General features: G+C 73.0%; 14 protein-coding genes. 6 read left to right on the top strand and 8 right to left on the bottom strand.

The features are described 5' to 3' along the window. Window positions 1-130 precede the first annotated feature (130 nt). Window positions 131-1,528: a helix-turn-helix domain-containing protein gene (locus tag ACGFYY_RS09435; RefSeq protein ID WP_393707868.1), complete on the bottom strand. Its 1,398-nt coding sequence runs from the start codon at window positions 1,526-1,528 to the stop codon at window positions 131-133. 221 nt (window positions 1,529-1,749) lie between these two features. Between ACGFYY_RS09435 and ACGFYY_RS09430 the strand changes: the two genes are divergently transcribed. Further along, the gene (locus ACGFYY_RS09430) at window positions 1,750-2,454 is read left to right on the top strand and encodes a DUF4232 domain-containing protein (RefSeq protein WP_393707867.1); all 705 of its coding nucleotides are present in this window, start codon (window positions 1,750-1,752) and stop codon (window positions 2,452-2,454) included. Here the strand turns inward: ACGFYY_RS09430 and ACGFYY_RS09425 are convergent. Further along, window positions 2,449-3,216 carry an ABC transporter ATP-binding protein gene (locus tag ACGFYY_RS09425; protein ID WP_365271393.1) on the bottom strand — a complete coding sequence of 256 codons (768 nt, stop codon included), beginning with the start codon at window positions 3,214-3,216 and terminating at the stop codon, window positions 2,449-2,451. The genes ACGFYY_RS09430 and ACGFYY_RS09425 overlap by 6 nt on opposite strands. Window positions 3,217-3,412: 196 nt before the next feature. Here ACGFYY_RS09425 and ACGFYY_RS09420 point away from each other — a divergent pair, with 196 nt between their 5' ends. Genes ACGFYY_RS09420 through ACGFYY_RS09410 form a run of 3 tightly spaced genes read left to right on the top strand, consistent with a single transcriptional unit; the run spans window position 3,413 to window position 10,547 of the window. Next, window positions 3,413-6,703 (top strand): FtsX-like permease family protein, encoded by a 3,291-nt coding sequence (locus ACGFYY_RS09420; protein ID WP_393707866.1) that lies wholly within the window; start codon window positions 3,413-3,415, stop codon window positions 6,701-6,703. Then, a complete protein-coding gene (locus ACGFYY_RS09415; RefSeq protein ID WP_393707865.1) occupies window positions 6,700-9,591 on the top strand; it encodes a hypothetical protein in 2,892 nt (963 codons plus the stop codon). Before ACGFYY_RS09420 ends, ACGFYY_RS09415 begins: the two co-directional genes overlap by 4 nt. Next, the gene (locus tag ACGFYY_RS09410) at window positions 9,588-10,547 is read left to right on the top strand and encodes an ABC transporter ATP-binding protein (protein WP_393707864.1); all 960 of its coding nucleotides are present in this window, start codon (window positions 9,588-9,590) and stop codon (window positions 10,545-10,547) included. Before ACGFYY_RS09415 ends, ACGFYY_RS09410 begins: the two co-directional genes overlap by 4 nt. A gap of 88 nt (window positions 10,548-10,635) precedes the next feature. Here the strand turns inward: ACGFYY_RS09410 and ACGFYY_RS09405 are convergent, their stop codons facing one another. Continuing rightward, entirely contained in the window at window positions 10,636-11,640 is a 1,005-nt protein-coding gene (locus ACGFYY_RS09405; protein WP_393707863.1) for a LacI family DNA-binding transcriptional regulator, read from the bottom strand. A gap of 193 nt (window positions 11,641-11,833) precedes the next feature. Between ACGFYY_RS09405 and ACGFYY_RS09400 the strand changes: the two genes are divergently transcribed. Beyond that, complete coding sequence (locus tag ACGFYY_RS09400) at window positions 11,834-12,772, top strand: nitrilase-related carbon-nitrogen hydrolase (protein ID WP_393707862.1); 939 nt, start codon at window positions 11,834-11,836, stop codon at window positions 12,770-12,772. 21 nt (window positions 12,773-12,793) lie between these two features. On the opposite strand, the gene sbnB is transcribed toward ACGFYY_RS09400, so the two are convergent. From sbnB to ACGFYY_RS09380, 4 genes are all read right to left on the bottom strand, one after another. Further along, a complete protein-coding gene (gene sbnB, locus ACGFYY_RS09395) occupies window positions 12,794-13,852 on the bottom strand; it encodes a 2,3-diaminopropionate biosynthesis protein SbnB (RefSeq protein WP_393708016.1) in 1,059 nt (352 codons plus the stop codon). Between the two features lie 68 nt (window positions 13,853-13,920). Further along, on the bottom strand, window positions 13,921-14,862 hold the full coding sequence (locus tag ACGFYY_RS09390; protein ID WP_393708014.1) for a TauD/TfdA family dioxygenase: 942 nt from the start codon (window positions 14,860-14,862) through the stop codon (window positions 13,921-13,923). A 119-nt stretch (window positions 14,863-14,981) separates the two neighbouring features. Beyond that, the gene (locus ACGFYY_RS09385; protein ID WP_393707861.1) at window positions 14,982-17,498 is read right to left on the bottom strand and encodes an amino acid adenylation domain-containing protein; all 2,517 of its coding nucleotides are present in this window, start codon (window positions 17,496-17,498) and stop codon (window positions 14,982-14,984) included. 48 nt (window positions 17,499-17,546) lie between these two features. Next, complete coding sequence (locus tag ACGFYY_RS09380) at window positions 17,547-20,168, bottom strand: Pls/PosA family non-ribosomal peptide synthetase (RefSeq protein WP_393707860.1); 2,622 nt, start codon at window positions 20,166-20,168, stop codon at window positions 17,547-17,549. A 400-nt stretch (window positions 20,169-20,568) separates the two neighbouring features. On the opposite strand from ACGFYY_RS09380, the gene sbnA reads away from it, so the two are divergent. Next, on the top strand, window positions 20,569-21,579 hold the full coding sequence (gene sbnA / locus ACGFYY_RS09375) for a 2,3-diaminopropionate biosynthesis protein SbnA (RefSeq protein WP_393707859.1): 1,011 nt from the start codon (window positions 20,569-20,571) through the stop codon (window positions 21,577-21,579). Between the two features lie 29 nt (window positions 21,580-21,608). Here sbnA and ACGFYY_RS09370 read toward each other — a convergent pair whose 3' ends face one another. Further along, a complete protein-coding gene (locus ACGFYY_RS09370; protein ID WP_393707858.1) occupies window positions 21,609-22,538 on the bottom strand; it encodes a hypothetical protein in 930 nt (309 codons plus the stop codon). Window positions 22,539-22,667 lie beyond the last annotated feature (129 nt).

Raw genomic sequence — 22,667 nt, 5'->3', positions numbered from 1 at the left:
GCCCGCACCGGTTCCCGCCCATCGTAGGGGCGATCGCTCCGGACCGCTCCGGGACGTGGCGGGCCGGCGCTCCGGGTACCCGCCCGGTCGCTCCTGGTCGACGGCCTGCCGTGCGGAGACCTTGCGGGGGTCAGGAGACCGTGCCCGCCCTGACCCAGCCCTCGCCGCCGAGGGGGAACTCGTAGCCGGGCCTGCCGTCGCGTCCGCTGGTACGGAAGGGCCGGCCGTTGTGGTCGATCGCGAGCGTGCCGTGGCGGGAGCCGCTGGACCAGGACAGCTCCAGGTACCAGCTCACGTCGTGGGCGGAGGCGGCGGCCAGGATGTGGAACACCTCCGGCTGCGACTCGCTCACCGAGAACGGGAAGCCCGACTGACCCTCCATGGGCACGACGGCCGGGCGCGCGGAGTCGAGGGAGACGTCGAACGAGCGGGTCGGGACGCCCGCGCCGCACCCCACCCCGGGGTAGCCCATGGCGTAGTCGTTCCAGGGCAGCGGAGCGCGCTTGGCGACCGTACGGACGGTGAGGCCGTCCAGAACCACCGTGTCCTTGCCGGAGCCCTGCAGGGTGAGGGTGACGTACTGCTCGCCGGCGGGTACCGCCCCGGCCGCCGCGACCCAGGCGGGCGCGTCGCGTTCCACGGGGGGTGGTCCCACCTGGGCCGGGGGCTTGTCGATCAGGTAGTGCTGGCCGCAGGGCGCCTCCCAGGTGTGCGGGCGGACGGTGACCTTCACCGGCGCGCCGGCGGCCGTGTCGGCGCCGCCACCGCCGGTTCCGCTTGTGCCCGTGGTTCCTCCTCCGCTTTCGCCGCCGCCCCCGGCCGCGGGGGCGGCGGGCGCGGAGCCGGAGGGCCCGGAAACGGACGGTGACGACGACGCGGAGGAGGACGGGGGTACCGCGGATCCGTCGGGGTCCTGAGGGGACTGCTCCGCACCGGGGGTGCGGTCGGCGGCGAGGGGGCTGTCCCGGACGTCGGTGCCCGGCCCCGGCCGGTCCCCGTCGAGCGTGAGCGCCCACGTGAGGGCGGTGGCGGCGGCCACGACGGGCACGGCCACCGCGGCGAGCAGGGCCCTGCGCGAGCGGGGCCGCCGGGCCGGCGCCGGCGACCGCGCGGTCCCGGCCACCACCACGAGCTCGGTGGGCGCCTCGACCGCCACCGCGGACGGCTCGGCGAGTGCCTCGCCCGCCGCCTCGGCGGGTGCCTGGGCCGCCGCCTCGGCGGGTGCCTGGGCCGCCGCTTCGGTCGCCGCCGCTCCGCTCGTGTCCGTGCCCCTGCGCGGGCGGTTCGCGTCCGCCTCCACCCAACCCCGGTGCAGGGCCAGGAGTTCCTCGGGGGTGGCCTTGCACAGGCGGGCGAGCCGTTCGACGGGTGCGTAGTCCGCCGGGACGACCTCGCCGCTGCAATAGCGGTGCAGTGTCGACGTACTCATGTGGAGCCGTCGGGCGAGCGTTCCGTAACTGAGTCCGGACCGGTCCTTCAACTCCCGCAGCAGCCCGGCGAACTCGGGTCCAGCTGTGCCCTCCGGCACCGTTCCTCCCACCCCATGGCCTGTCCCGCATTCCAGGGACAGGTTGTTTCCGCAGTTCAGAGCCTGTTTCGGTATCCCAGCATGCCGGATCGACCGGCGGATGTGGCGGCTGGGACGGATCACCGCTCAGGCTGGGGTCATCCAAGCACACCGCTCCCGGCGGCCGGTCCCTACGGACCCCGACCGGCCCTGCGGTCACGCCCGATGAGAGGTCGTCAGTCATGCACGCGTTCCACGGCACCCCGCTCGCCCGCACCTCCCGTGCGCACACCCTCCGGCGCCTCGCGGGAGGGGCGGTGGCTTCCCTCGTCGTCCTCTCCCTCACCGCGTGCCAGGACGGTACGGGCTTCAAGGACGGGGGAGAGCCGAGCGCTTCGGCCTCCGCCGGCGTGGCCACCGGTGGACCCGCCACGACCTCCGCCGCCCCTTCGACCGCTCCCTCGACCGCCCCGGCCACCCCGACCCCCAAGGGTTCCCCGGCCCCGTCGGGCGCGGGGGAGCGCGTCCTGTGCAACGGAGCGAACACGCGGGTCACCGTGCAGCCCGTCCCCCGGCCGCTCAACCACATGCTGATCACGGTGAAGAACACCGGGTCGAAGACCTGCGATCTGACGTACCACCCCGTCCTCCGCTTCGACGAGATGCAGTGGGTGCCGGCCGCTCGGCCGGAGACCCGGCCCCAGGCCGTGGTGTCCCTCGCGCCGGGCGAGTCGGGATACGCGGGGGTCCTGCTGTCGGCGGCCGACGGGAGCGGCGAGGGCGCGACGACCGGCCGCCGGCTCACGGTCGCCTTCCAGGGCCGTACGCCCCTCAGCGACGGCGGCGCGTCCGCGACCCCGGACCTCCCGGCCGCCGGCGTCTCCTACGACAGCTCGCTGACGGTCACCTACTGGCAGCGCGGCAGCGAGGACGCGCTCGCATCATGAGCCGACCGGGTCGGCAGGGTCGACCGGCTCGACGTCCACGATGCGACCGTCGCGCAGCTCCACGACCCGGTCGGCGAGTTCGATCAGGTTCGGGTCGTGGGTGGCGACCAGGATGGTGACCGACTCGCTGCGCACCACCGCCCGCAGCAGTTCCATCACCGAACGGCCCGTCTCCGAGTCGAGCTGCCCCGTGGGCTCGTCCGCGATGATCAGTTCGGGGTCGTTGGCCAGGGCGCGGGCCACCGCCACCCGCTGCTGCTGGCCACCGGAGAGCTCGCCCGGGCGCTGCTCGGCGTGGTCCGCGAGCCCGACCAGGGCCAGCAGGGTGCGGGCGCGCTCCTCGCGCACCTTCGCGGGGACGCGCCGCAGCCGCATCGGAACGCCCACGTTCTCGGCGGCGGTCAGGACGGGTATCAGGCCGAAGGACTGGAAGACGAAGCCGATGCGGTCGCGGCGCAGGGCGAGCAGGCCCGACTCGTCGAGGGTCGCCAGGTCGGTGCCGTCGAGGGCGATCCGGCCGCCGGTCGGGGTGTCGAGCCCGCCGACGAGGTTGAGCAGGGTGGTCTTGCCGGAGCCCGACCGGCCCCTGAGGGCGGTGAGTTCGCCGCGGCGGACCTCGAAGGACACACCGCGCAGGGCGTGGACGGCCTGCGGACCGCTGCCGAAGCTGTGGTGCACGTCGTCGACGACCACGATCGGCGAGCCGTCGCGCTCCCGCGGTGCCTTCGTCGCGACCGTCGCCGGTGCCTCGTGATGCCTCATCGCGTCTGTTCCCCCGTCGTGTTGTCCACGCGGGGCGCCCGGCCCCGCGTCCCGCACACGCTGCCGCTGCAGCTTTCCGATCGCATTTGCGCATCTGCCGCACCAATCACGCAAGCCCCTTCCCTCTCTTGCACACATCTGACAACATCGTCCGCTATCCGGTACCGAGGGTCCGGACGGGGGAGGATTTCAACACGTGCTCGGCTTCGTCGTGCGCCGACTGCGCGGGCGATGGCCGCTCGCCGTCGCCGTGCTGCTCACCGTACTGATCACCGCGACCACACTGACCGCGCTGACGGCATTCACCCGTGGCGTGGGCGAGGAAGGGCTCCGGCGGGCCCTGACCGGGGCAGAACAGGCCCGGACCACCGTCCTGATCACCAGCGGCCATCCCGCCGAATCCCGCGCCAAGGACGACGCGTCCGTACGGGCCTTCGCGGACGAGGTGTTCGGGCGGCTGCCGGTGGCCTCCGAGAGCGTGGCCCGCAGCCGGTCGTACGGCCTGCCCGGCGTCGCCGCCTCCGGCCGCGACGCCGACCTCACCGTGCTGGCCGCGCTGGGCAAGGACCACGTACAGCTGCTCGCCGGTGAGTGGCCCGGGCCGGTCGCCGCGCCCCGGGGCGCCGGAGCCCCGACCGCCGCGACCCAGGTGGCCGTGCCGCGCGCGGCGCTCGTCCGGCTCGGCCTGGCCGAGTCCGCACTGCCCGCACCGGTCCGGCTGGACGACCGGTTCGGCGGGCCCCCGTTGACCGTGCTGATCACCGGCGTGTACCGGGCCGCCGAACCGGACGCCGCCTACTGGCGGCTCGACCCGCTCGGCGGCCGCGAGGTCCAGGCCGACACCTTCGCCATCTACGGCCCGCTCCTGGTGGACGACAGTGCCTTCACCACCGGCGGCCTCCTGCAGGACCACCGCCTCACGCTGCTCACCCCGGACCTGCGCACGGTCCGCGCCACCGAGGCCGAGGCCGTCCGGACCGCCACCGACCCCGCGAGCGCCACCCTCGAACGCGTCGGCTCCCTGCGGACCGCCACCGAACTGCCCGAACTGCTGGCCGAGCTGAGTGCCGGCACGGTCGTCGCCCGCTCCACGCTGCTGATGGGCGCCCTCCAGCTCACCGTCCTGTCGACCGCGGCCCTCCTCCTCGTGTCGCACATCCTGACCGTCCGCCAGGAACCGGAACGCGTCCTGCTCACCGCGCGCGGCGCCTCCCGCCGTCGGCTCGGCGCGCTCACCGCGGCCGAGTCGCTGCTGCTCGCCCTGCCCGCGGCCGTCCTGGCACCCCTGCTCACACCGCCCCTGCTGAGACTGTTCGGCCGCTTCGGCCCCCTCGGCCGCGTCCACCTGGACATCCCGGACACCTGGCTGGTCTGGCCGGTCGCCGCCTGCTGCGCCCTGGCCTGCGTGCTGCTGACGACCCTGCCCTCCGTCCTGCGCGGGGCCTCGGCAGCCGTACTGCGCCGCGTGGGCAGCCGCCAGGCCCTGGTGACGGGCGCCGCCCGCTCCGGCGTCGACCTGGCCGTCCTGGTCCTCGCCGTCCTCGGCTACCAGCAACTCGCGCAGTACGGCGGTACGGACGCCCCCACGTCCGGCGCCTCCGTCGGCGGCGCGCTCGGCGTCGACCCCGTCCTGGTCGCCGCGCCCGCCCTGGCCCTGTGCGGGGGCACGCTGCTCGTCCTGCGCCTGCTGCCGTTCGCGGCGCGGGCCGGGGGACGCCTGGCGGCGCGCGGCCGGAGCCTGGGCCCCGCCCTCTTCGGCTGGCAGCTCGCCCGCCGGCCCGGCCGGGCAACCGGGCCCGTGCTGCTGCTCGTACTCGCCGTCGCCAGCGGGATCCTGGCCCTCGGCCAGCACATCGGCTGGTCCGCGTCCCAGCGCGACCAGGCCGACTTCGCGACCGCCGGTGGCCTGCGGATCTCCGGCAGCACCATGTCCCCGATGGGGCAGGGCGGACGCTACGCGGCCCTGCCCGGCGGCGACCGCCTCGTTCCCGTGGTCCGCCGCGAGCAGAAGCTGCCGGACGGCAATCCCGCCGACATCGTCGCCCTGGACGCCGTCAAGACCGGCGAACGGGTCCCGCTGCGCGCGGACCTGCGCGGCGGGCGCGGCATGAGCGAGCTGTTCACCCCGCTCGCCGCCGGTGACCCGGGCACCGCCGCCACCCCCGCGAGCCCCGGCGTCGCCCTGCCCGGCTCCCCGCGCCGGATCGACCTCGACGTGTCGGTGCGGTCCTCGGGGACGAGCTGGGCCGCCGTGAGCCTGCTGTTGCGCGACCGGTTCGGAGCGACGTACGGGACGGCCTCGGTCACCCTGCCCGCCACCGGCGACACCACCCTCACGTTCTCCCTCGACACCCTGACCGGAGCCCCGGTCGGCTCGGCGGCGACCCCGCTGACCCTGGCGGGTATCCGTCTCTCGTACGCCGGGGACGGCGACGAGCCGGGCGACGGCAGCGAACTGGCCGTGCACCGGATCGCCGTCTCCGACACCGCGGAGGGCGCCGCCACCGCCGTCCCCGCACCGGCGAACGCCTTGACCTGGCAGACCTCCCTCCCCCAGGGGAAGAGCTCCCGGAGGCCCCCCGAGCCGATGCAGGTCCCGGCCGGCTCCACGGACCTGCTGCGGCTGCGCTACTGGGGCGGCTTCAGCACCCTGCAGGGCGTCACCACCGTGGTGTTCCCGGCCCCTGCCACGCCGGCCCCCGTCGCCGTGCCCGCGGTCGCCACCACCCGCTACCTGCGGTCCCTGGGCGCCTCCGTGGGCGATACGGTCCCCGTCACCCTGGACGGCGCCTCGGTCCAGATGCGGATCACCGCCTCCGTGGACTCCCTCCCGGTGGTGGGCCGCTCGGCGCTCGCCGTCGACCTGCATGTGCTCGGCCGGTTCCTGCTGGAGTCCGTGGGTCAGCAACCGGCCTCGCCCACCGAGTGGTGGCTGCCCGCCGACTCGGCCGCCGACCCGGTTCCGGCCCGAGCGGCGGCCCAGCTGCGCGACGGCGCCCGGATCGAGCGCGTGCAACTGCGCGAGGAGATCACCGAGCGGCTGCTCGACGACCCGCTGAGCGCCGGCCCGCAGAGCGCGCTGGCCGCCCTCGCCGCCGCCTGCGCGGTCCTGGCGGCCATCGGCTTCGCGACCTCCACCGCCGCCGAACGACGGGTCCGAGGCCGGGAGTTCTCGGTGCTTCTCGCACTCGGCACGCCGCGCCGCTCGCTGGCCCTCGCGTCCGCCGCCGAGGGCGGGGTGCTGATCGCCATCGGGTCCGCGGTCGGAGCCGGTCTGGGGGTCGCCCTCGTCCATCTGATGGCGCCCCTGGTCGTGCTGACACCCGCCGCCGGGCGGCCCTTCCCACCCGTGCGAGTGGACATGCCGTTCTGGCAGACCGTGCTCACGGTCGCCGCCATCGCAGCCGTTCCCCTGCTGTCGGCCGCGCTCGGCGGCCCCCGCGGCCGCGACATCGCCGCCCGGCTGCGTCCCGTGGAGGAGATGTGACCACCCCGCCGACCGCCACCCCGCCGTCAGCCACCCGGCCGACGGCCACCGCGCCGTCGTCCGTCCCGCCCTCGTCCACCGCCCCGCGGCCCGCGCCCTGGATCAGGACGCGGCTGCGGGCGGCGCCGCTGGCCACCCTGCTCGGCGCCGCCCTGGCGTTCGTCGCCGTGCTGCTGGCCGCCGCGCTGCCGCGCGCCCAGGACCGGGGCGCCGACCAGGCCCTGCGGTCCTTCCTGGAGCGCCGCGGAACCGCCGACACCAGCCTGCTGGTGACCGCGCCCTCCCCGGAAACCGGGGGCGCCCAGGCCCTGGACGCCACGCTGGAGAAACTGCTCGGGCCGACCGGGTCCACCTTCCGAGTGGACCCGGAGGAGACGGTCCACGGCGCGCGCACCACCAAGCGACAGCCGCTGACGAATCCGGAACTCTCCCGACCCTCCGGCCTGCCGCCCAGCATGAACCTCCTGCACGTCCGCGAGGCGGAGAAGTACGTGAAGCTCGCGGAGGGGAAGTGGCCGAGCAGCACCCCCACGGCCCCCGCGCAGGCCGCCACCGGTGCGACGGCGCCGCTGCAGGTCGTCCTCTCGCAGAAGGCCGCCGCGACCCTCGGCGCCCGCGTCGGATCCGTCCTGACCGCCGAGTCCCGCGTGGACGCCACCCCCTCCGTCGAGGTCGTCGGTCTCTACGCGGTCCTCGACGAGAGCGACGACTTCTGGACGGACAACCTGGGGTGCCTCGCCCGCGCCTGCGAGCACTACTTCAACGAGAGCCTCGCCTGGGACGTCGACGCCCTCGTCGGCACCGGGGACCTCGACCGGATGAGCACCTGGAGCCGCACCGTCGCCGAGGACTTCTGGCGACTGCCGGTGGACATCGGCCACCTGCGCGCCGACCTGCTCGACGCCACGAGGCAGGACATCGCCTCCTACATCGCCGGGCCCACGGCCGCCACCCTCGCCCGGGAGACGGGGCGCGCGCGGCTGCACACCACCTCGTGGCTGCCCGAACGGCTCGAAGAGGCCCGCGCCCGTACCCAGGCGGCAGCGCCGCTGGCCGCGATCGGTCCCGCCGGGGTCGGCGGCGTCGCCTTCGTCGTCCTGTGTCTGGCCGGCGCGCTCGCGGCCGACCGCCGCGACGCCGAACTACGGCTGCTGCTCGCACGCGGCGGCTCGCGCGCCGCCATCGTCGGCCGGCTCCTCGGCGAGGGCGCCGTCACCGTACTCCCCGCGGCCGCGGCCGCCACCGCGCTCGCCGTCCTGCTGCTGCCCACCCCCCGGCTCGCGCCCGCACTGCTCGCGGCCACGGCCGTGGCGCTGCTCGCGCTGCTGGCCTTCCCCGTACGGGCGGCCGTACTGCTGACTCCGGCCCGCCCGGCCGGGCGGTGGCGCAGGCCCGTGGCCGAACTGCTCGTCCTCATCGCCACCGCCGCGGCCGTGGTGGAGGTCCGCCGACGCGGGGTAGCCCCGCCCGGCAGCGACCTCGACCCGCTGCTGATCGCGGCCCCGCTGCTGCTCGCCCTGTGCGGCGGGCTGCTGTTGGCCCGGCTCCAGCCGGTGGTCACCGGATGGCTCGCCCGGGCCGCCGGCCGCAGCTCCGGACTGGTCGGCTTCCTCGGACTCGCGCGGGCCGCCCGCGGCTCGGGGACCACCGGCCGCACCGGACCCTCCGTCCTGCCCATGGTCGCGCTCCTGCTGGCCGTCACCACCGGAGGATTCGGAGCCGCCGTGCTGCACGCCGTGGACTCCTCCCGGCTCGGGGTGGCCCGACTGACCGTCGGCGGCGACGCGGCGATCTCCGCGTTCGGCAAATCCCCGCTCCCGGCCGGGCTCGCGCAGGCCGCGGGCGAGCTGCCCGGCGTACGGACGTCCGTACCGCTGTGGATCGACCACGACACCTCCCTGCACGGCACCACCGTGCGATCCAGCCAGGTCACCGTGGTCGTCGCCGAGCCGAGGGCGTACGCGGAGCTGTCCCGTGTGCTCGGCTGCGGATCCTTCGACCCCGCCCTGCTGGCCACCGGAGGTGCGGCGGGCGCCGATGCCCCGGTGCCCGCGCTGCTGAGCGCGAGCCTGGCTCGGCAGGCCGTGCAGGGCGGCACGTACGCGGTGCAGCCCGGCGACGGCCGGGAGCTGAAGGTACGGGTCGTGGGAACCATCGACTGCACCCCGGCCCACCCGGCGCGGGACGCCGCCACCGTGGTCCTGCCGACCGGAGTCGCCACGGACCTCATGGGCGGCGCCGACCACCCGAACCGGTGGCTCGGCCTCGGTGACGTCGACGGGGACCGGCTGCGTGCGCTGGTCCGCTCCAAGCTCCCGACGCCGTCCGGGACCCCCGCCCCGGCCCCGGCCCCGATCCCCGGTTCCGGTTCCACCGCGGGCCCGGCCCCGCTCGACGAGTTGTTCCCCGTGAGCACCAGCGCCGAGGCCGTCACCGCACTGGGCTCCGACCCACTGCAACGCTCGGCCGGGCGCCTCTTCTGGGCCTCCATGGCCGGAGCGGCGGGCTTCGCCCTGCTGGCGGTCCTGCTGACGCTGATGCGGGCCGTCCCCGAACGCGCGGCGCTGCTGGCCCGGCTGCGCACCATGGGCCTGCGTCGCCGGCAGGGTGTGGCGCTGATCCTCGCCGAGACCTTGCCGCAGACCCTGGCCGCGACGCTCGGCGGGGCGTTGGTGGCGGCCGCCGCGGTGGCCCTGCTGGGCCCGGCGATCGACCTGTCCACGCTGGTCGGCGCCCACGTGCCGAACGGGGTGCGGCTCACGGCGGGGCCCGTGCTGACCCAGGCCCTGGGCCTGGCCGCCCTGGTCGCCGCGGCCGTGTTCATGGAAGCGGCCACATCCGGGCGACGGCAGATCACCAACGAGTTGAGAGCGGGAGACCAGCGTTGAAAACCGACCAGCCGACGTACGAGGAGCTGCGCCGCCGGGCGACGGCCGCCGCGGAGCCGCGCACCCGGGCGGCGGACGCCGCGATCGCCTGCGACCGCCTGGTCCGGATCTTCAGCCAGGACGGCATCGAGGTACAGGCCCTCCAAGGGCTGGAGCTGACGGTCGACCAGGGCGACCTGATGGCACTCGTCGGGGCCTCCGGCAGCGGCAAGTCCACCCTCTTGAACATCCTGGCGGGTCTGGACGTCCCCACCGCCGGCAGCGCGGCGGTCGCCGGCTACGACCTGCTGGAACTGTCGGCGCGGGACCGGCTGCGCTACCGGCGCGAGGCGGTCGGATTCGTCTTCCAGCAGACGGCCCGCAACCTGCTGCCCTTCCTGACGGCCGCCCAGAACGTCGCCCTGCCGATGCAGTTGAAGGGCGACAGCCCCCGCCGCGGCGCGAGCGCCCGCCGCGCGGCCAGGGTCGGGGGGATCCTGGAGGCCCTCGAGATCGGCGAACTGGCGCACCGGCGTCCGGCGGAACTGTCCGGCGGCCAGCAGCAGCGCGTCGCGATCGCCGTGGCGATGGCGAACGACCCCAAGGTGCTGCTCGCCGACGAACCCACGGGCGAACTGGACTCGGAGACGGCCGCCGCGGTCTTCGAGACCTTCCGGACGGTGAACAAGGAACTCGGCGTGACGGTGGTCATCGTGACGCACGACCCGATGGTGGCGGGGGAGGTCCGCCGGACCGTGGCGATCCGCGACGGCCGCACCAGCAGCGAGGTCCTGCGCCGCCTGGTCACCGACGAGCACGGCGAGGAATCCATCAGCGAACGCGAGTACGTCGTCCTCGACCGCTCCGGGCGCGTCCAGCTCCCCCCGAAGTTCCTGGAGGCCTTGGGCATGGAACACCGGGTGGCGGTCGACCTCGCCGCGGACCACATCGAACTGCGCCCGGACGGCGCCCACTGAGGAGGCGCGGCGACGCGTCGCGCACCCCGTCCGGGGCCGAACCGGCCGCCGGTTCCGGCGCGTTGCCGGACCGTCCGATCCGCGGCGGTCAGGAGCGGGGGCCGGTGGTGGACGGCCGGGTTTCGAGAACCCAGGCGTGGCGGCGGACGGTGTCGGGCTCGGCGCGGCCGGCCAGGATGTCGCAGAGGAGCGCCGCGCAGGCCCGCCCGTAGTCGGCCGGGCGCAGGTCGACGGCCGTGACGGGCGGGTTCGCGCCGCGGTGGGCGGCGCCGTCGACGCAGGAGGCGACCAGCAGGTCGGCGCCCACCGAGCGGCCGAGATCGGACGCGGCACGCAGGGCTCCGGGAGCGGCCCCGTCGGGGGCGCACAGCACGGCGTCGATCCCTGGGTCGGTCGTGAGCAGCCGCCGCGTGGCGACCTCGGTGTCGGTCGAGGTCGCCGCGAACGGCACCGTGTGCAGGGTGACCTCGGTGCCGTGCGCGGCGCCCCAACCGGCTGCCGTCTCGCGCAGGGCCTGGGCCCAGGCCGAGGTGCCCTCGGGGGCGAGGAGGGCGGGGCGGCGGGCGCCGCGGTCGCGCACGTGGTCGAGGAGAGCGGTGAGTGAGGCGGCGTTGTCGCAGACGACCGCGCCCGTGGGGGTGGGGGAGGGGCCGAGGTAGCGCTCACCGGTGACGACGGGGACGCCCGCGTCGAGCAGCCCCGGCACGGCACTGTCGCCGACCTCGGGGTCGATGACCAGGAGCCCGTCGACCCGGGAGGAGAGCGGGCCGGAGGCTCCGCCGGCCGGGGCCAGCAGCACCACGTCGAGCCCCTCCTCCTGGGCGCGCTGGACGGCGCCGAAGGCCAAGTTCATGTAGTAGTCCAGCCGGGTCGCGGTCTGCGGCAGGTGCAGGCCGACGGCCCCGGTGCTGGAACGGCGCAGCCGGCGAGCGGCGCTGTTGGGGCGGTAGCCGAGCTGCTCCGCGACCGCGCGGACCCGCTCCCGGGTGGCTCCCGCGACCCGGCCGGAGCCCTGGAGGGCGTCGGAGACGGTGCTCTTGGAGACGCCGGCGGCGCGGGCGACGTCGAGCAGGGTCACGGCAGGTGGGGTCACGCCCACATCCTAGACGTCCGACCGGCCTTGCCGGAACGTTCCGGCAGGGTCTACATTCATGCCGTGCCGGAACGTTCCGGCACGGCCGGTCCGGCCCTCGTCCGCCGCGTCGCACCGCCCACCCCTTGACCGATCCTTTCCGTGTCCCGCATTCTGACTGAAATTTCAGTCAGTCCTTCGAAAGCAGCCCGCCGTGACCTCGTACGCGCTCCTCACCTCCTACGGATCCCCCCTCGGCTCCCCGGGCCGCACCCAGCCCGGCGAACGCGAACCGCTGCGCGTCGGCCTCGTCCAGATGCGCTGGTACGCCGATGCCGTCGAGCACGACGACCGGCTCCGCGAGGGCGTGGCACTCGCCGCCGTGCAGGGCGCCACGATCGTCTGCCTCCCGGAACTCACCCGCAGCCCCTACTTCTGCAACACCGACGACCCCATGGCCGACGGCGCCGCCCGCTACCTGGAGGACGTGGAGAGCGGCCCCACGGTCGCCCTCGCGGCGGAGCTGGCCACCGAGCTCGGCATCGCCGTCCACGCCTCCCTCTACGAGCGTGCCGAGGACGGCGGCCTCGGCTACAACACCGCCGTGTGCGTGGACCGCGACGGCAAGCTGATCGCCCGGACCCGCAAGAACCACATCCCCGCCTTCCCGGGCTACCGCGAGGACCTGTGCTTCCGCCCCGGCGACAGCGGGTTCCCCGTCATCACCCACGAGGGCGCCCGCCTCGGATTCCCCACCTGCTGGGACGAGTGGTTCCCCGAACTGGCCCGCGCCTACTCCCTGGCCGGCGCCGAGATCCTGGTCCACCCCACCGCCATCGGCTCCGAGATCGACCTGCCCGGCTTCGACACCCGCCCCCTGTGGGAGCACGCCATCACCGCCAACGGCCTCGCCAACGCCCTCTTCGCCGTCGTGCCCAACCGCGTCGGCACCGAGGGCCGCTCCACCTTCTACGGCTCCTCGTTCATCTCCGACCCCTACGGCCGCGTGATGCTGCGCGCCCCGCGCGACCGCGAGGCCGTCCTCGTCGCCGACCTCGACCTCGACCAGCGCCGCGACTGGCTGGAGTTCGGCCTCATGCGCACCCGCCGCCCCGAGCTCTACGGCAGCCTCACCGAGCGGCTGGACGCGTAGGACGCGCACCCGGGGGACCACTCATCCGTACCGGCGCCGTTCGTGGAAGAAGTCGTCGATGACGTTCAGCTGCCCGGTCCGGGTGACCTCGTCGTGGACGTGTTTGCCGATGGCGAGGTCGAGCACGCCCAGACCGAAGGGTGAGAACACGACCGGTCGGTCCTCCGGGAGTTCCGCCCGCCCGGTCATGACGTCGTGCAGCGTACCGGCGAGGAAGTCCCGGTTACCGGTGAGCTGTTCGGCCAGATGGGGCGAGGTGTCGGCCTTGAGGCAGTGCTCGACGTCGTCCACGATGTTGGTCGAGGCGAGGATGATCTCGGGTGCGAGATCACGCAGGGACACGTGCAGGACCAGGGGGTTGTGGTCGAACCATGCCGGGTCCGTGACATGGGGCCGGCCGGCGACCGTGGCGAAGACGACCAGATCGCCGGCGCGGATCAGTTCCTCGGGGCTGTCGTGCACGGTGATGCGGGTGGTGGCGTCGTGGGCGGAGCGCAGGTAGCTGTCGAAGCCGGCCGCGCTGTCGGCACTGGTGTCGTGCACGCCGATCTCGTCGAAGGACCAGCCGGTGGCGGTCAGGAACGTGTGGACGTACCGGGCGATCAGGCCTGTTCCGAAGAACCCGATGCGGGTCGGGCGGGTCCCGCGGGCCCGGCTGAGCGTGCGGGCCGCCGACGCGGCCATCGCGGCCGTCCGGGTGGCGCTGATGATGGAGCTCTCCAGACAGGCGAACGGGTAGCCGGTGTCGTGGTCGTTGAGGATCAGCACCGCCGAGGCCCTCGGGATGCCCGCCTGCACGTTGTCGGGGAAGCTGGAGATCCACTTGATGCCGTCGACCCGAGCCTGTCCGCCGATCGACGCGGGCAGCGCGATGATCCGGGCACTCGGGCGGTCGGGGAAGCGCAGGAAGTACGACGGCGGGTTCACCGACTGTCCGGCGGCGTGCAGACGGTAGGTGTCCTCGACCAGCTCCACGACCTGCTGCTCCTGGCCCCGCAGGGTGTGCTGGACCTGGGCGCCGGGGATCACCGCGAACGGGGGCACGGTGAGCGGCGTCGGCGTGGGCGTCGGCGGAGGCATCGGGGTCGGGGTCGTGGCGGTGGTCAGGTCGGTCATGGCGGACTCCTCGGTGGTGGAACGGGACGTGTTCATCGCGTGCTCGCTTCAGGGGCGGCCATGGCGACGAGGATCTCGCGCGGCGGCTCGAACGGCTCCCTGCTGTGGGCGGTGCGGATGTTGTCGATGAGCATGAGGTCACCGGACCGCCACGGCTCGCGGACGGTGTGTTCGGTGTAGACCGTGTTGATCAGCTCGACGATGTCCTCGCCGATCGGGTCGCCGCCTCCGAAGCGGGTGTTGAACGGCAGCGCCTCGGGGCCGTACACCTCGACGAGGTACTCCCGCACCTCGGGCTCCAGCGTCCACTCGTTGAGGAACGCGATCTGGTTGAACCAGCAGCGCCGGCCGGTGACCGGATGGCGCACCACGGCGGGGCGGCGCCGGCGGGTCCGCAGGCTGCCGTCGCCCTGCCAGGCGTACTCGATCGCGTGGGTGCGGCAGTACTCCTCGACAGCGGCACGGTCGTCGGTGCCGAACGCCTCGGCCCAGGAGGCTCCGATGTCCTCACCGTAGGTACGGGTGAGCAGCCAGCCCTCCTGTTCGAACCGCTGGACCAGTTCGGGCGGCAGCGCCTCCAGGACGGTGGCCGCGTCCGCGAGGGCCGTGGCGCCGCCCGTGGTGGGCGCCGTCAGGCAAGCCAGGAGCAGCAGACCGGGTGGGCTGTGGGTGTAGCTGAGCTCGTGGTGCATGCACATGGGCTGGTTGGCCGGCCACGGTGTGGAGGAGTACACACCGGGGCCGTAGGCCTCGCGGGGGGCGAAGGCCTCCGTCTCGGGCATCAGGGCGGGGACCAGTCCACCGAAGACGGCACCGACCTGCGCGCGGTCGCTCAGGCCCAGGCCGCGTACGAGAACGGCGCCGTGCTCGGTGACGAGGCCGCGCAGGGTGTGACGGTGCTCGGCCGCCCAGGCCGCCGGATCCGCGGACGCGGGGACGTGCAGCACCGGGGGTTTGCCGGGGTGCGAGTCCATCGGGAACCCGGAGGTGACTGCGGTCGTCGACGCGGTCGCGGGGACGAGGGTCATCGGGGCAGGGGTGGTGAACGACATGATCGTTGTCCTTTCGGTGGTGTCGGAGAAGAGACCGGCGGTCAACGCGAGGCCGGCGGTGCCGCGGGGGAGGGGTGGGACGCCGAGTCCAGGAAACGGGCCAGATCGGTGAGGATCGGGTGACGTTTGACTTCCGCCGGGGAGACGGCGCGGTCCAGGGTGACGGCGAGCCGCACGGACGACAGGGACGTGCCGCCCCGGTCGAAGAAGTTGTCCCGCCGGTCGATCCGGTCCAGCGGGATGCCGAGCACACTCGCCCACGCCGCCGCCAGCCGCAGTTCGGCGGGCGTACGCGGTGTCTCGACCCCGTCCTCGACGGTGTGGAGCCGCGCGGCCAGAGCGGTCAGGGCCTTCCGGTCGACCTTGCTGTTGGCGGTCAGCGGGAGGCTTTCCCGCCAGTGGACGGTCGAGGGGATCATGTACGAGGGCAGCGACGCGCCCAGTCGGTCGAGCAGGAGGCCGGTTTCGAGCGGCTGCGAGGCGGTGTAGAAGGCCACCAGATGGCTGCTGCGGTCCGGTCGCTCGGCGACCACCACGGCGCTGTCCCGCACCCCGGGCGCGCGGAGCAGGGTGCTCTCGATCTCGCCGATCTCGATGCGGAACCCGCGGATCTTGACCTGGTTGTCGCGGCGGCCGAGGAACTCCAGCTTGCCGTCGGGCAGCCAGCGGCCGACATCGCCGCTGCGGTACAGGCGGTTGCCCGCTCGGTGCGGATCGGCGAGGTAGGTGGGGCGGGTGAGTTCGGGGGCGTTGACGTAGCCACGGCCCACGCAGACCCCGGAGAAGGCGATCAGCCCGGGCGCCCCGAGCGGCACCGGGTGAAGGTGCTCGTCGACCACGTAGAGGTGCACGTTGTTGACGGGCGGGCCCAGCGGGACCCGGTCGCCGTGCGGCACGCGGTCCATGACCTCGTGATTGGTGTCGTCGCTGGTCTCGGTCAGCCCGTAGGCGTTGACGAGCCTGATGTCGGGCTGGACGGCGAACCAGCGCCGCGTGAGGTCCCGCTTCAGCGGCTCGCCCGTGACCGACACGTACCGCAGGTCGGGCAACGCCCGGGGGTGTTGCTCCAGATGGGACACGACGACGTCGAGGTAGGAGGGGACGACCTGCAGCACGGTGACCCGGCCTCGGGCGACGGTGTCGACGAACCGTGCGGCGTCGAGGATGGTTTCCTGCTCGATCAGCAGGGTCCGCCCGCCGACCAGCAGCGCGGCGAGCAACTGCCACAGCGAGATGTCGAAGCACTGCGGAGCGGTCTGGGCGACCACCTGCCCTTCGCCGATCCGGAGATCGTCGATCTTGGCATAGAGGTGGTTGAGCATGCCCTGGTGTTCGCACATCGCGCCCTTGGGCTCGCCCGTCGAGCCGGAGGTGAAGTAGATGTAGGCCAGCTGGTCGGGTGTGACGTCGATGCCGAGATCGACGCCGGAACGTTCCTGGTCGTAAGCGGTGTCGACGCACAGCGTCCGGACTGCGGGCCGGGAGGCGAGCGCCTGCCGCAGGGGCGTGCCGGCGGCCGTGGAGGCGGGCTGCGTCACGACGAGACCGCAGCCGGCACGGGCCAGCATGGCCTCGATCCGTTCGGCCGGCAGGTGCGGCTCGACGGGCAGGTAGGTACCGCCGGCTTTGAAGACCGCCAGGGTGGCGGCCAGCCAGTCCAGGTTCCTCTCCATGGCCACCGCCACCACCCCCTCCCGGTGCAGCCCGCTGGCCCGCAGGGCGCGGGCCAGCCGGTTGGCCCGCGAGTTGAGCTCCTCGTAGGTCCACGTCCGGTCGCCGAACTGGGCGGCCACGGCGTCCGGGTGCTGCCGCACCCGCTGCTCGAACAGCTCGTGCACGCGGCGCTCGGGCAGGTCGCGGCTCGGTCCGGCGAGCCCATGCACCTGGAACCGGACCTCCTGCTCCGACAGCAGGCTCCGCATCGCGTGGTCGCCATCGGGATCGGCGACCATCGAGGTGAGCGCGGTGAGGTGGTACCCCGCGATCCGGGCGGCGCAGTCCGCGTCGAGGACGTCGGTCCGGTAGCGCAGCCGCAGCGTCATCCCGCCGTCGTCGTGGTGGGCGATGCCCACCCACAGCGCGGCGTCGGCGGCCGCGGAGCCGCTGTCGCCGGTGGGGTCCAGCACGGTCTCGAAGGGCGGTCCGACCAGGCCGAGTTCGCGCCCGAGGCCCTCGACGGGGAAGTCCTGGTGCGCCAGCAGCTCCGTGACGGTGCGGTCGGTGTGCCGCAGCAGGCTCCGCCATGAGCCGGAGTCGACCGTCAACGTGCACGGCAGCGGCCGGCCGCCGGCGGTGACGTAGCCGGTGGTGACCTGCCGCTCGCCGCTCAGCGCGGCCAGCACCTTCGCGTGCGCGGTCAGCAACACGCGGTCCAGGGGCACCACCAGCTCGTCCGCCGCTCGGTGCAGCGCTGCCGCTCGGGCCGACGGGATCGGAGCCTCGTACGCGGCCGCGCCCGCGACCGGGACCTGGGTCCAGCGCGGCAGGGGCGCGAAGCCGCTGCCGGCGGCGAGGACGCCGTGCCAGAACTCTCTGTCGGGGGAGGTGTCGAGTGCCATGAGGATCTCTCCTGTGTTCGTACGGATGTGGAGGGGGCCGGTCGCCGGTCAGAATTCGCCGACCGGACGGGCGTGCGTGGTCGCGGCACCGGACAGGTGATGCGCCGGCCGCGCCCTGTGCGGCGGGGTACCGTCGGGAAGCTGCCGGGCCGGGTTTCCGCCCCATGTGGCCCCTCGCGGGACCTCCTCGCCCTTCATGAGGAAGGAGTCGCAGGCGAGTCGGACGTGGTCCGCCAACGTCACGCCGTAGTGGACGAAAGCGCCGACCCCGAGCGTGCAGCCGTCACCGATCGTCGTGCGGTCGGACTTGAAGGCGCCGTCCTCCTGCGAGTGGCACTGGACGACGGTGCCCGTGTTCAACGTGCAGTCGTCCCCGATGGTGACGAGCGTGCGCTCCGGCATGGAACAGCCGTCGTCGAAGAGCCGTTTGCCGACCCGGGCACCCAGCAACCGCCACACGACGCTCTTGAACGGGGTTCCGTCGAAGGCGTGCACGTAGTCGATCGACGCGATCTTCCAGAAGCGCTCGTGCCGCCAGAACGAGGGCGTGTAGATCGAGCAGTACAGCGGCTCCTGCGCCCGGAACCCCGTGGTGGCCCGTTCGATCAGCGCGAAGTGGACGACGGTGATCAGCAGGCTGAGGACGGCGTCCAGCGCGATCGCCGAAGCACCCATCGTGGGGTACAGGGCCTTGGCACCCAGCGCGAGGAGGGTCATGGCGAAGAGGTGGATCCAGCGCGCCGCCAGGTACAGCCCGGCGGTGACGGTGTTGTGCCGGTTCTTGGCGGCCAGGCGACGGCCCAACTCGCCGTCGCTCTCCAGGTCCTGGAACCGGGTGTCCCGCATCACCGTGCGCGGAATGGCGAAGGGAGGCGATCCCAGCAGACCCGTGTTCTCCCGTACCTCTCCGTCGATGGGGACCATCACCTTCGTCGCCAGCAGACAGTTGTCGCCCGTCCTGGCCCGCGCGGGATAGGCGATGCGGTTGCCGAGGAAGTTGTGGGCTCCGACCGCGACCCGGGACAGTCGGAACGAGGTGTCGGAGAATTCCGCGTTGATGAGTGACAGGCCGTCGGCGACCATCGTCCTGGTGCCCACCGAGCTCAAGTACGGGCTGTCGTGCTTCACCTCGGAACCGAAGTTCGAGCCGGTCTGTGTGACACGGGACAGGTCGTAGCCGAGATAGCGCAGGTAGTGGACGATCGCGGAGCTGTCTCCGAACAGTGCCGTGAAGAACTTCCTGTTGGTCAGGAGCGCGACGGCCCGCTGCAGACCGTAGTGGAAGCCGTAGAGCGGATAGTCCGTGTCCGGCTTGATCGCCAGACTCAGCAGGCGCGGCACCGTGCCCTGGACGAGGAGCCCGACGACCGTCGCGCCGAAGAACAGGACGAAGGACGCGGCCAGCGCACCCAGATAGAACGTCCCGCTGGTGAACGCCGAGGTCGCGTCCCCGCCCGGTGTGTGCAGCTCCGGCAGGGCGGCCAGCAGGAGGGTGACGCCTCCGGTGGCCAGCGGCAGGTACACCAGCAGCAGGGCGAGCAGCTGCCCGACGGTGTAGCGGGCCTTCCTGGCGGGGGAGTACGCGGCGGCACCGATCGCACGGAAGTCGGTGTCGGTGGGTTCGGCGGGCGAACCGTGCCGGCGCTCACCGGCGGGGACGGTCTGGCCGGCGTGCAGGCCGGAGGCGTGCCCGAGCTGGGCCCGGTCGCCCATCGAGGTGTGGATGTCGAGCACGGTCTGCGCGCTGACGAGGACGTCGCGGCCGAGGGTGACGGGGCCGGTCTGGATGAGGCCGTCGTATGCCCGGTAGCAGGAGAACAGCGTGTCCTTGCGGATCACCGTTCCGTCACCGATCGTGAGCAGATCGGCGCAGACGGGTATGTGCGTGGAGAAGATCGCCACATTGCGGCCGATGTTCGCGCCCAGCGCCCTGAGGTACACCACGTACAAGGGCGACGCGACGAACAGCCGGGCGGGGCTCGTCCGGATCAGGGTCTTGACCAGCCACCAGCGCACGTAGCCGAGGCTCCAGACGGGGAACTCGCGGGGCGTGAAACGGCCTATGAGGGTCCACTTCGCCACGATCGGCACCAGGCACAGCCCGGCGAAGCCGACCCCGCCCGCCGCCACGGAACGGAGGTAGACGTCGAGCACACCCGTGCCGGCGCCGACCCACTGGAGGCCTCGGACCACGGCCAGGGCGGCGAGGTACGAGTAACCGAGGAACAGCGCGAACTGCAGCACTGCGCAGAGCAGGTACTGCCCGGAGCCCGCGCGCGCCGCGGTCCGGCGTACGGAGGCGGTCGGCGGCGTCGATGCCGGGGCGGGCGGACGCACGGACGCCTGGTCGGGCGCGGGTGCGGCGGCCGGCGTGGTGGCGGGTGCGGCCGCCGGCGTGCTGGCGGAGAGAGCGGAGGCCAGGCCGTCGACCGTGGGATGCCGATAGACGTCCTTCATCGACACAGCCGGCAATTCCGCGCGTTTCCTGGCCCGGGCGCAGAACCGCGCCATCACCAGGGAATCGGCACCCAGGTCGTCGAAGAAGTTGCTGTCGCCCGACACGTGCTCCACGCCCACGACCTCGGCCAGCACCTCGGCCAGCAACCTCGCGGTCGCGGTCTCGGTCGTGGGCGGACCGGCCGTCCGGGTGTCGATGGAATTGCTTGGCATATGAGCTCCGCGGTCGGGATGCCTCACGGCATCGATCGGTTTTCGCCCTGCGTCCGCGAAAGGTCTGAACCCATACGGGCGGATTTCGCGTGGCCGCCCCTCCAGTAGGACGCATCGGGACTTACGCGGTCACGCCACTGAATCTCGTAGCTTGACGCCACGCGTTCGCGGCGATAACGGGCAGGTGCGCCTCGATATCGCGCGCCGAGGTGGATCGGCGGTCGAAGGCCGCGATCATGTCGAGTGTCAAGCCCCGAATTCCAGTGGCGTGACAGAAAAATGCTCGACCCGCGTACTGGAGGAGTCCAAAAGGCTCGCAATGTGCGATGCCTTTCCGAAGTCGCTCCCGCACGGGCCAGGGGCAGTGAACGCCTCCGTGAGCGCATTCGAGGAGGTGACCATGACGGTCATATCAACCCCCCAGGCATTCAATCAGGACGACCTCTACGTGGACCTTGAGGCGATCACCGGACACCGGTTGTTCCTCAAATGCGAGGGATTCAACTTCGCAGGGTCCATCAAGTTGAAAGCCGCGTCGGCCATGGTCGAGGCGGCCGAACGCGACGGCGTGCTCACCCCTGATTCGATCCTGGTCGAATCCTCGTCCGGCAACCTCGGCGTGGCCCTGAGCATGATCGCGGCCAGCAAGGGCTACCCGTTCGTGTGCGTGACCGACTCCCGCTGCAACCTGTCGGCCCGGCTGCTCATGGAGGCCCTCGGAAGCCAGATCCACATCGTGACCGACCCCTCCCCCGGCGGTGGCCTGCTCGGCGCACGCATCGACCACGTCCGCGCGTTGTGTGCCTCCGACGACCGCTACGTATGGCTCAACCAGTACGCCAACCCCAACAACCACATGGCGCACTACCGCACCACCGCGCCGGCCATCGCCCGCGCTTTCCCCGACCTCGATGTCCTCTTCGTCGGAGCCGGCACCACGGGAACCCTCATGGGATGCGCGCGCTACTTCCGCGCCTGGCACCGCCCGGTGAGGATCGTCGCGATCGACACCGAAGGCTCCACCACGTTCGGACGCACACCCAGCCGCCGCATGATCCCCGGCCTCGGTACCAGCATCCGCCCCCCGCTCCTCGACACCTCCTACGTCGACGAGGTGGTGCACGTCGACGAACCCGACACCATTCGCGCGTGCCACCAACTGGCCCGGCACGGCTTCGTCTTCGGCGGTTCCACCGGCACCGTGGTCAGCGGCGCCACCCGCTGGCTGGCGGAACGGGAACAGCCGGTCACCGCGGTCGCCATCGCCCCCGACCTCGGCGAGCGCTACCTCGAAACCGTCTACCAGACCAACTGGGTGCAAGATCTCTACGGAGGCGACGCGCTCCAGCCCCGGACGGCCGCCATCGCCGGCCGGCGAACCGATCCCGACGAACTGGTTCCGACGAACTGAAGCCTCGGCGGGCAGGAGGGGTGAGAAGCTCACCGCGGCGCGACGGCTCCTGAGTCCGGTGCCTGCTGGAGTCCGGACGCGTCGACCGCCTCGAAGTCCGAACCCTTGAAGGCCTTGAGCCCGTCGAGCTGGGCGTTGTCCCAACCGGCGTTCTCCTCGCCGGTGATGTACCAGGGTGAGCCGTTGTCCGCGACGATGGCGCCGTACTTCTTGAGCGCGTCGGCCACGGCCTTGGCCTGCGGGGCCAGGCCCGAGGTGTCCACCGAACTCTTGAGCCGCAGCCGCAGCCCCATCGGAGGCAGCGAGTCGTCCGACGCCGCGCCCGCCTGGTGCCTCGCGGGCCAGACGTAGCTCCGGTCGGAGCGCGGCACGGTGATGCGGATCGCGTGGTCGACGTTCCCGCCGGCCGCCTCCTCGTAGCGCGCCAGGCCGGGGAGGATGGCGAGGCCGGCGGCATCGGCGGAGGTCCATCCGTCGGGTCGCAGGGCGTTGGACCGGAGGTCGAAGATCGCCCCCGAGCCGGCGTGCCAGGCGTTGCCGCCCTGCCGCTCGGCGTCGAAGAGTTCGTACGACCGGCACAGGGCCTTGTCCCAGACGACGACGTGCCGGTCCCCGTCGCTCGCCGGACCGTTCTCGACCCTGGCGTCCGGCGGGATCCGGTAGCCGGACGTGTCACTCTCCTCGGCGTAGTCCAGGGACACCTTCGATTCCGGCACCGTGGACTGCGAGACGGTGAGGGGAATGCCGAAGGGTCGGCCCTCCACGAGCCCCGATCCGAAATCCGGATGAAGGGGTTCGGTCGCACCGATCGAGGCGACGTACTGGTCGGACTTGGGGTGCACGGGCAGTCCGTCGACGGGGGCGTGCCAGAAACTGTCCGACGGTGCCGTGGGGCACGGCGGTGCTTTCCCGCCGGGATCGGCGGCTCCGGACAGCAGGCAGGCTGCGGTGACGCTCACGACGGTGGCGATGGCGGGGGTCCCCCTGCGCGGGCGCGGTCCCCTGATGCGCTTCATCGGCATCGGATTCAGCCCTTTTCGGTCGCTTCCGTCCAGGTTAGTCCCCGGGTGGTCGACGCGCCTGCCCTC

Source organism: Streptomyces sp. NPDC048331, assembly GCF_043201215.1.
GTDB lineage: Bacteria > Actinomycetota > Actinomycetes > Streptomycetales > Streptomycetaceae > Streptomyces.
The sequence above is the reverse complement of the archived record's forward strand: the minus strand, read 5'-3'. Positions and strand labels throughout refer to the sequence as shown.

Excerpts from the sequence above, each read along its gene's own strand:
- ACGFYY_RS09430 (WP_393707867.1), top strand. The coding sequence starts at position 1,750 with ATGCACGCGTTCCACGGCACCCCGCTCGCCCGCACCTCCCGTGCGCAC.
- ACGFYY_RS09425 (WP_365271393.1), bottom strand. The coding sequence starts at position 3,216 with ATGAGGCATCACGAGGCACCGGCGACGGTCGCGACGAAGGCACCGCGG.
- sbnB (WP_393708016.1), bottom strand. The coding sequence starts at position 13,852 with ATGCCTCCGCCGACGCCCACGCCGACGCCGCTCACCGTGCCCCCGTTC.
- ACGFYY_RS09390 (WP_393708014.1), bottom strand. The coding sequence starts at position 14,862 with ATGGACTCGCACCCCGGCAAACCCCCGGTGCTGCACGTCCCCGCGTCC.
- ACGFYY_RS09385 (WP_393707861.1), bottom strand. The coding sequence starts at position 17,498 with ATGGCACTCGACACCTCCCCCGACAGAGAGTTCTGGCACGGCGTCCTC.
- ACGFYY_RS09380 (WP_393707860.1), bottom strand. The coding sequence starts at position 20,168 with ATGCCAAGCAATTCCATCGACACCCGGACGGCCGGTCCGCCCACGACC.
- sbnA (WP_393707859.1), top strand. The coding sequence starts at position 20,569 with ATGACGGTCATATCAACCCCCCAGGCATTCAATCAGGACGACCTCTAC.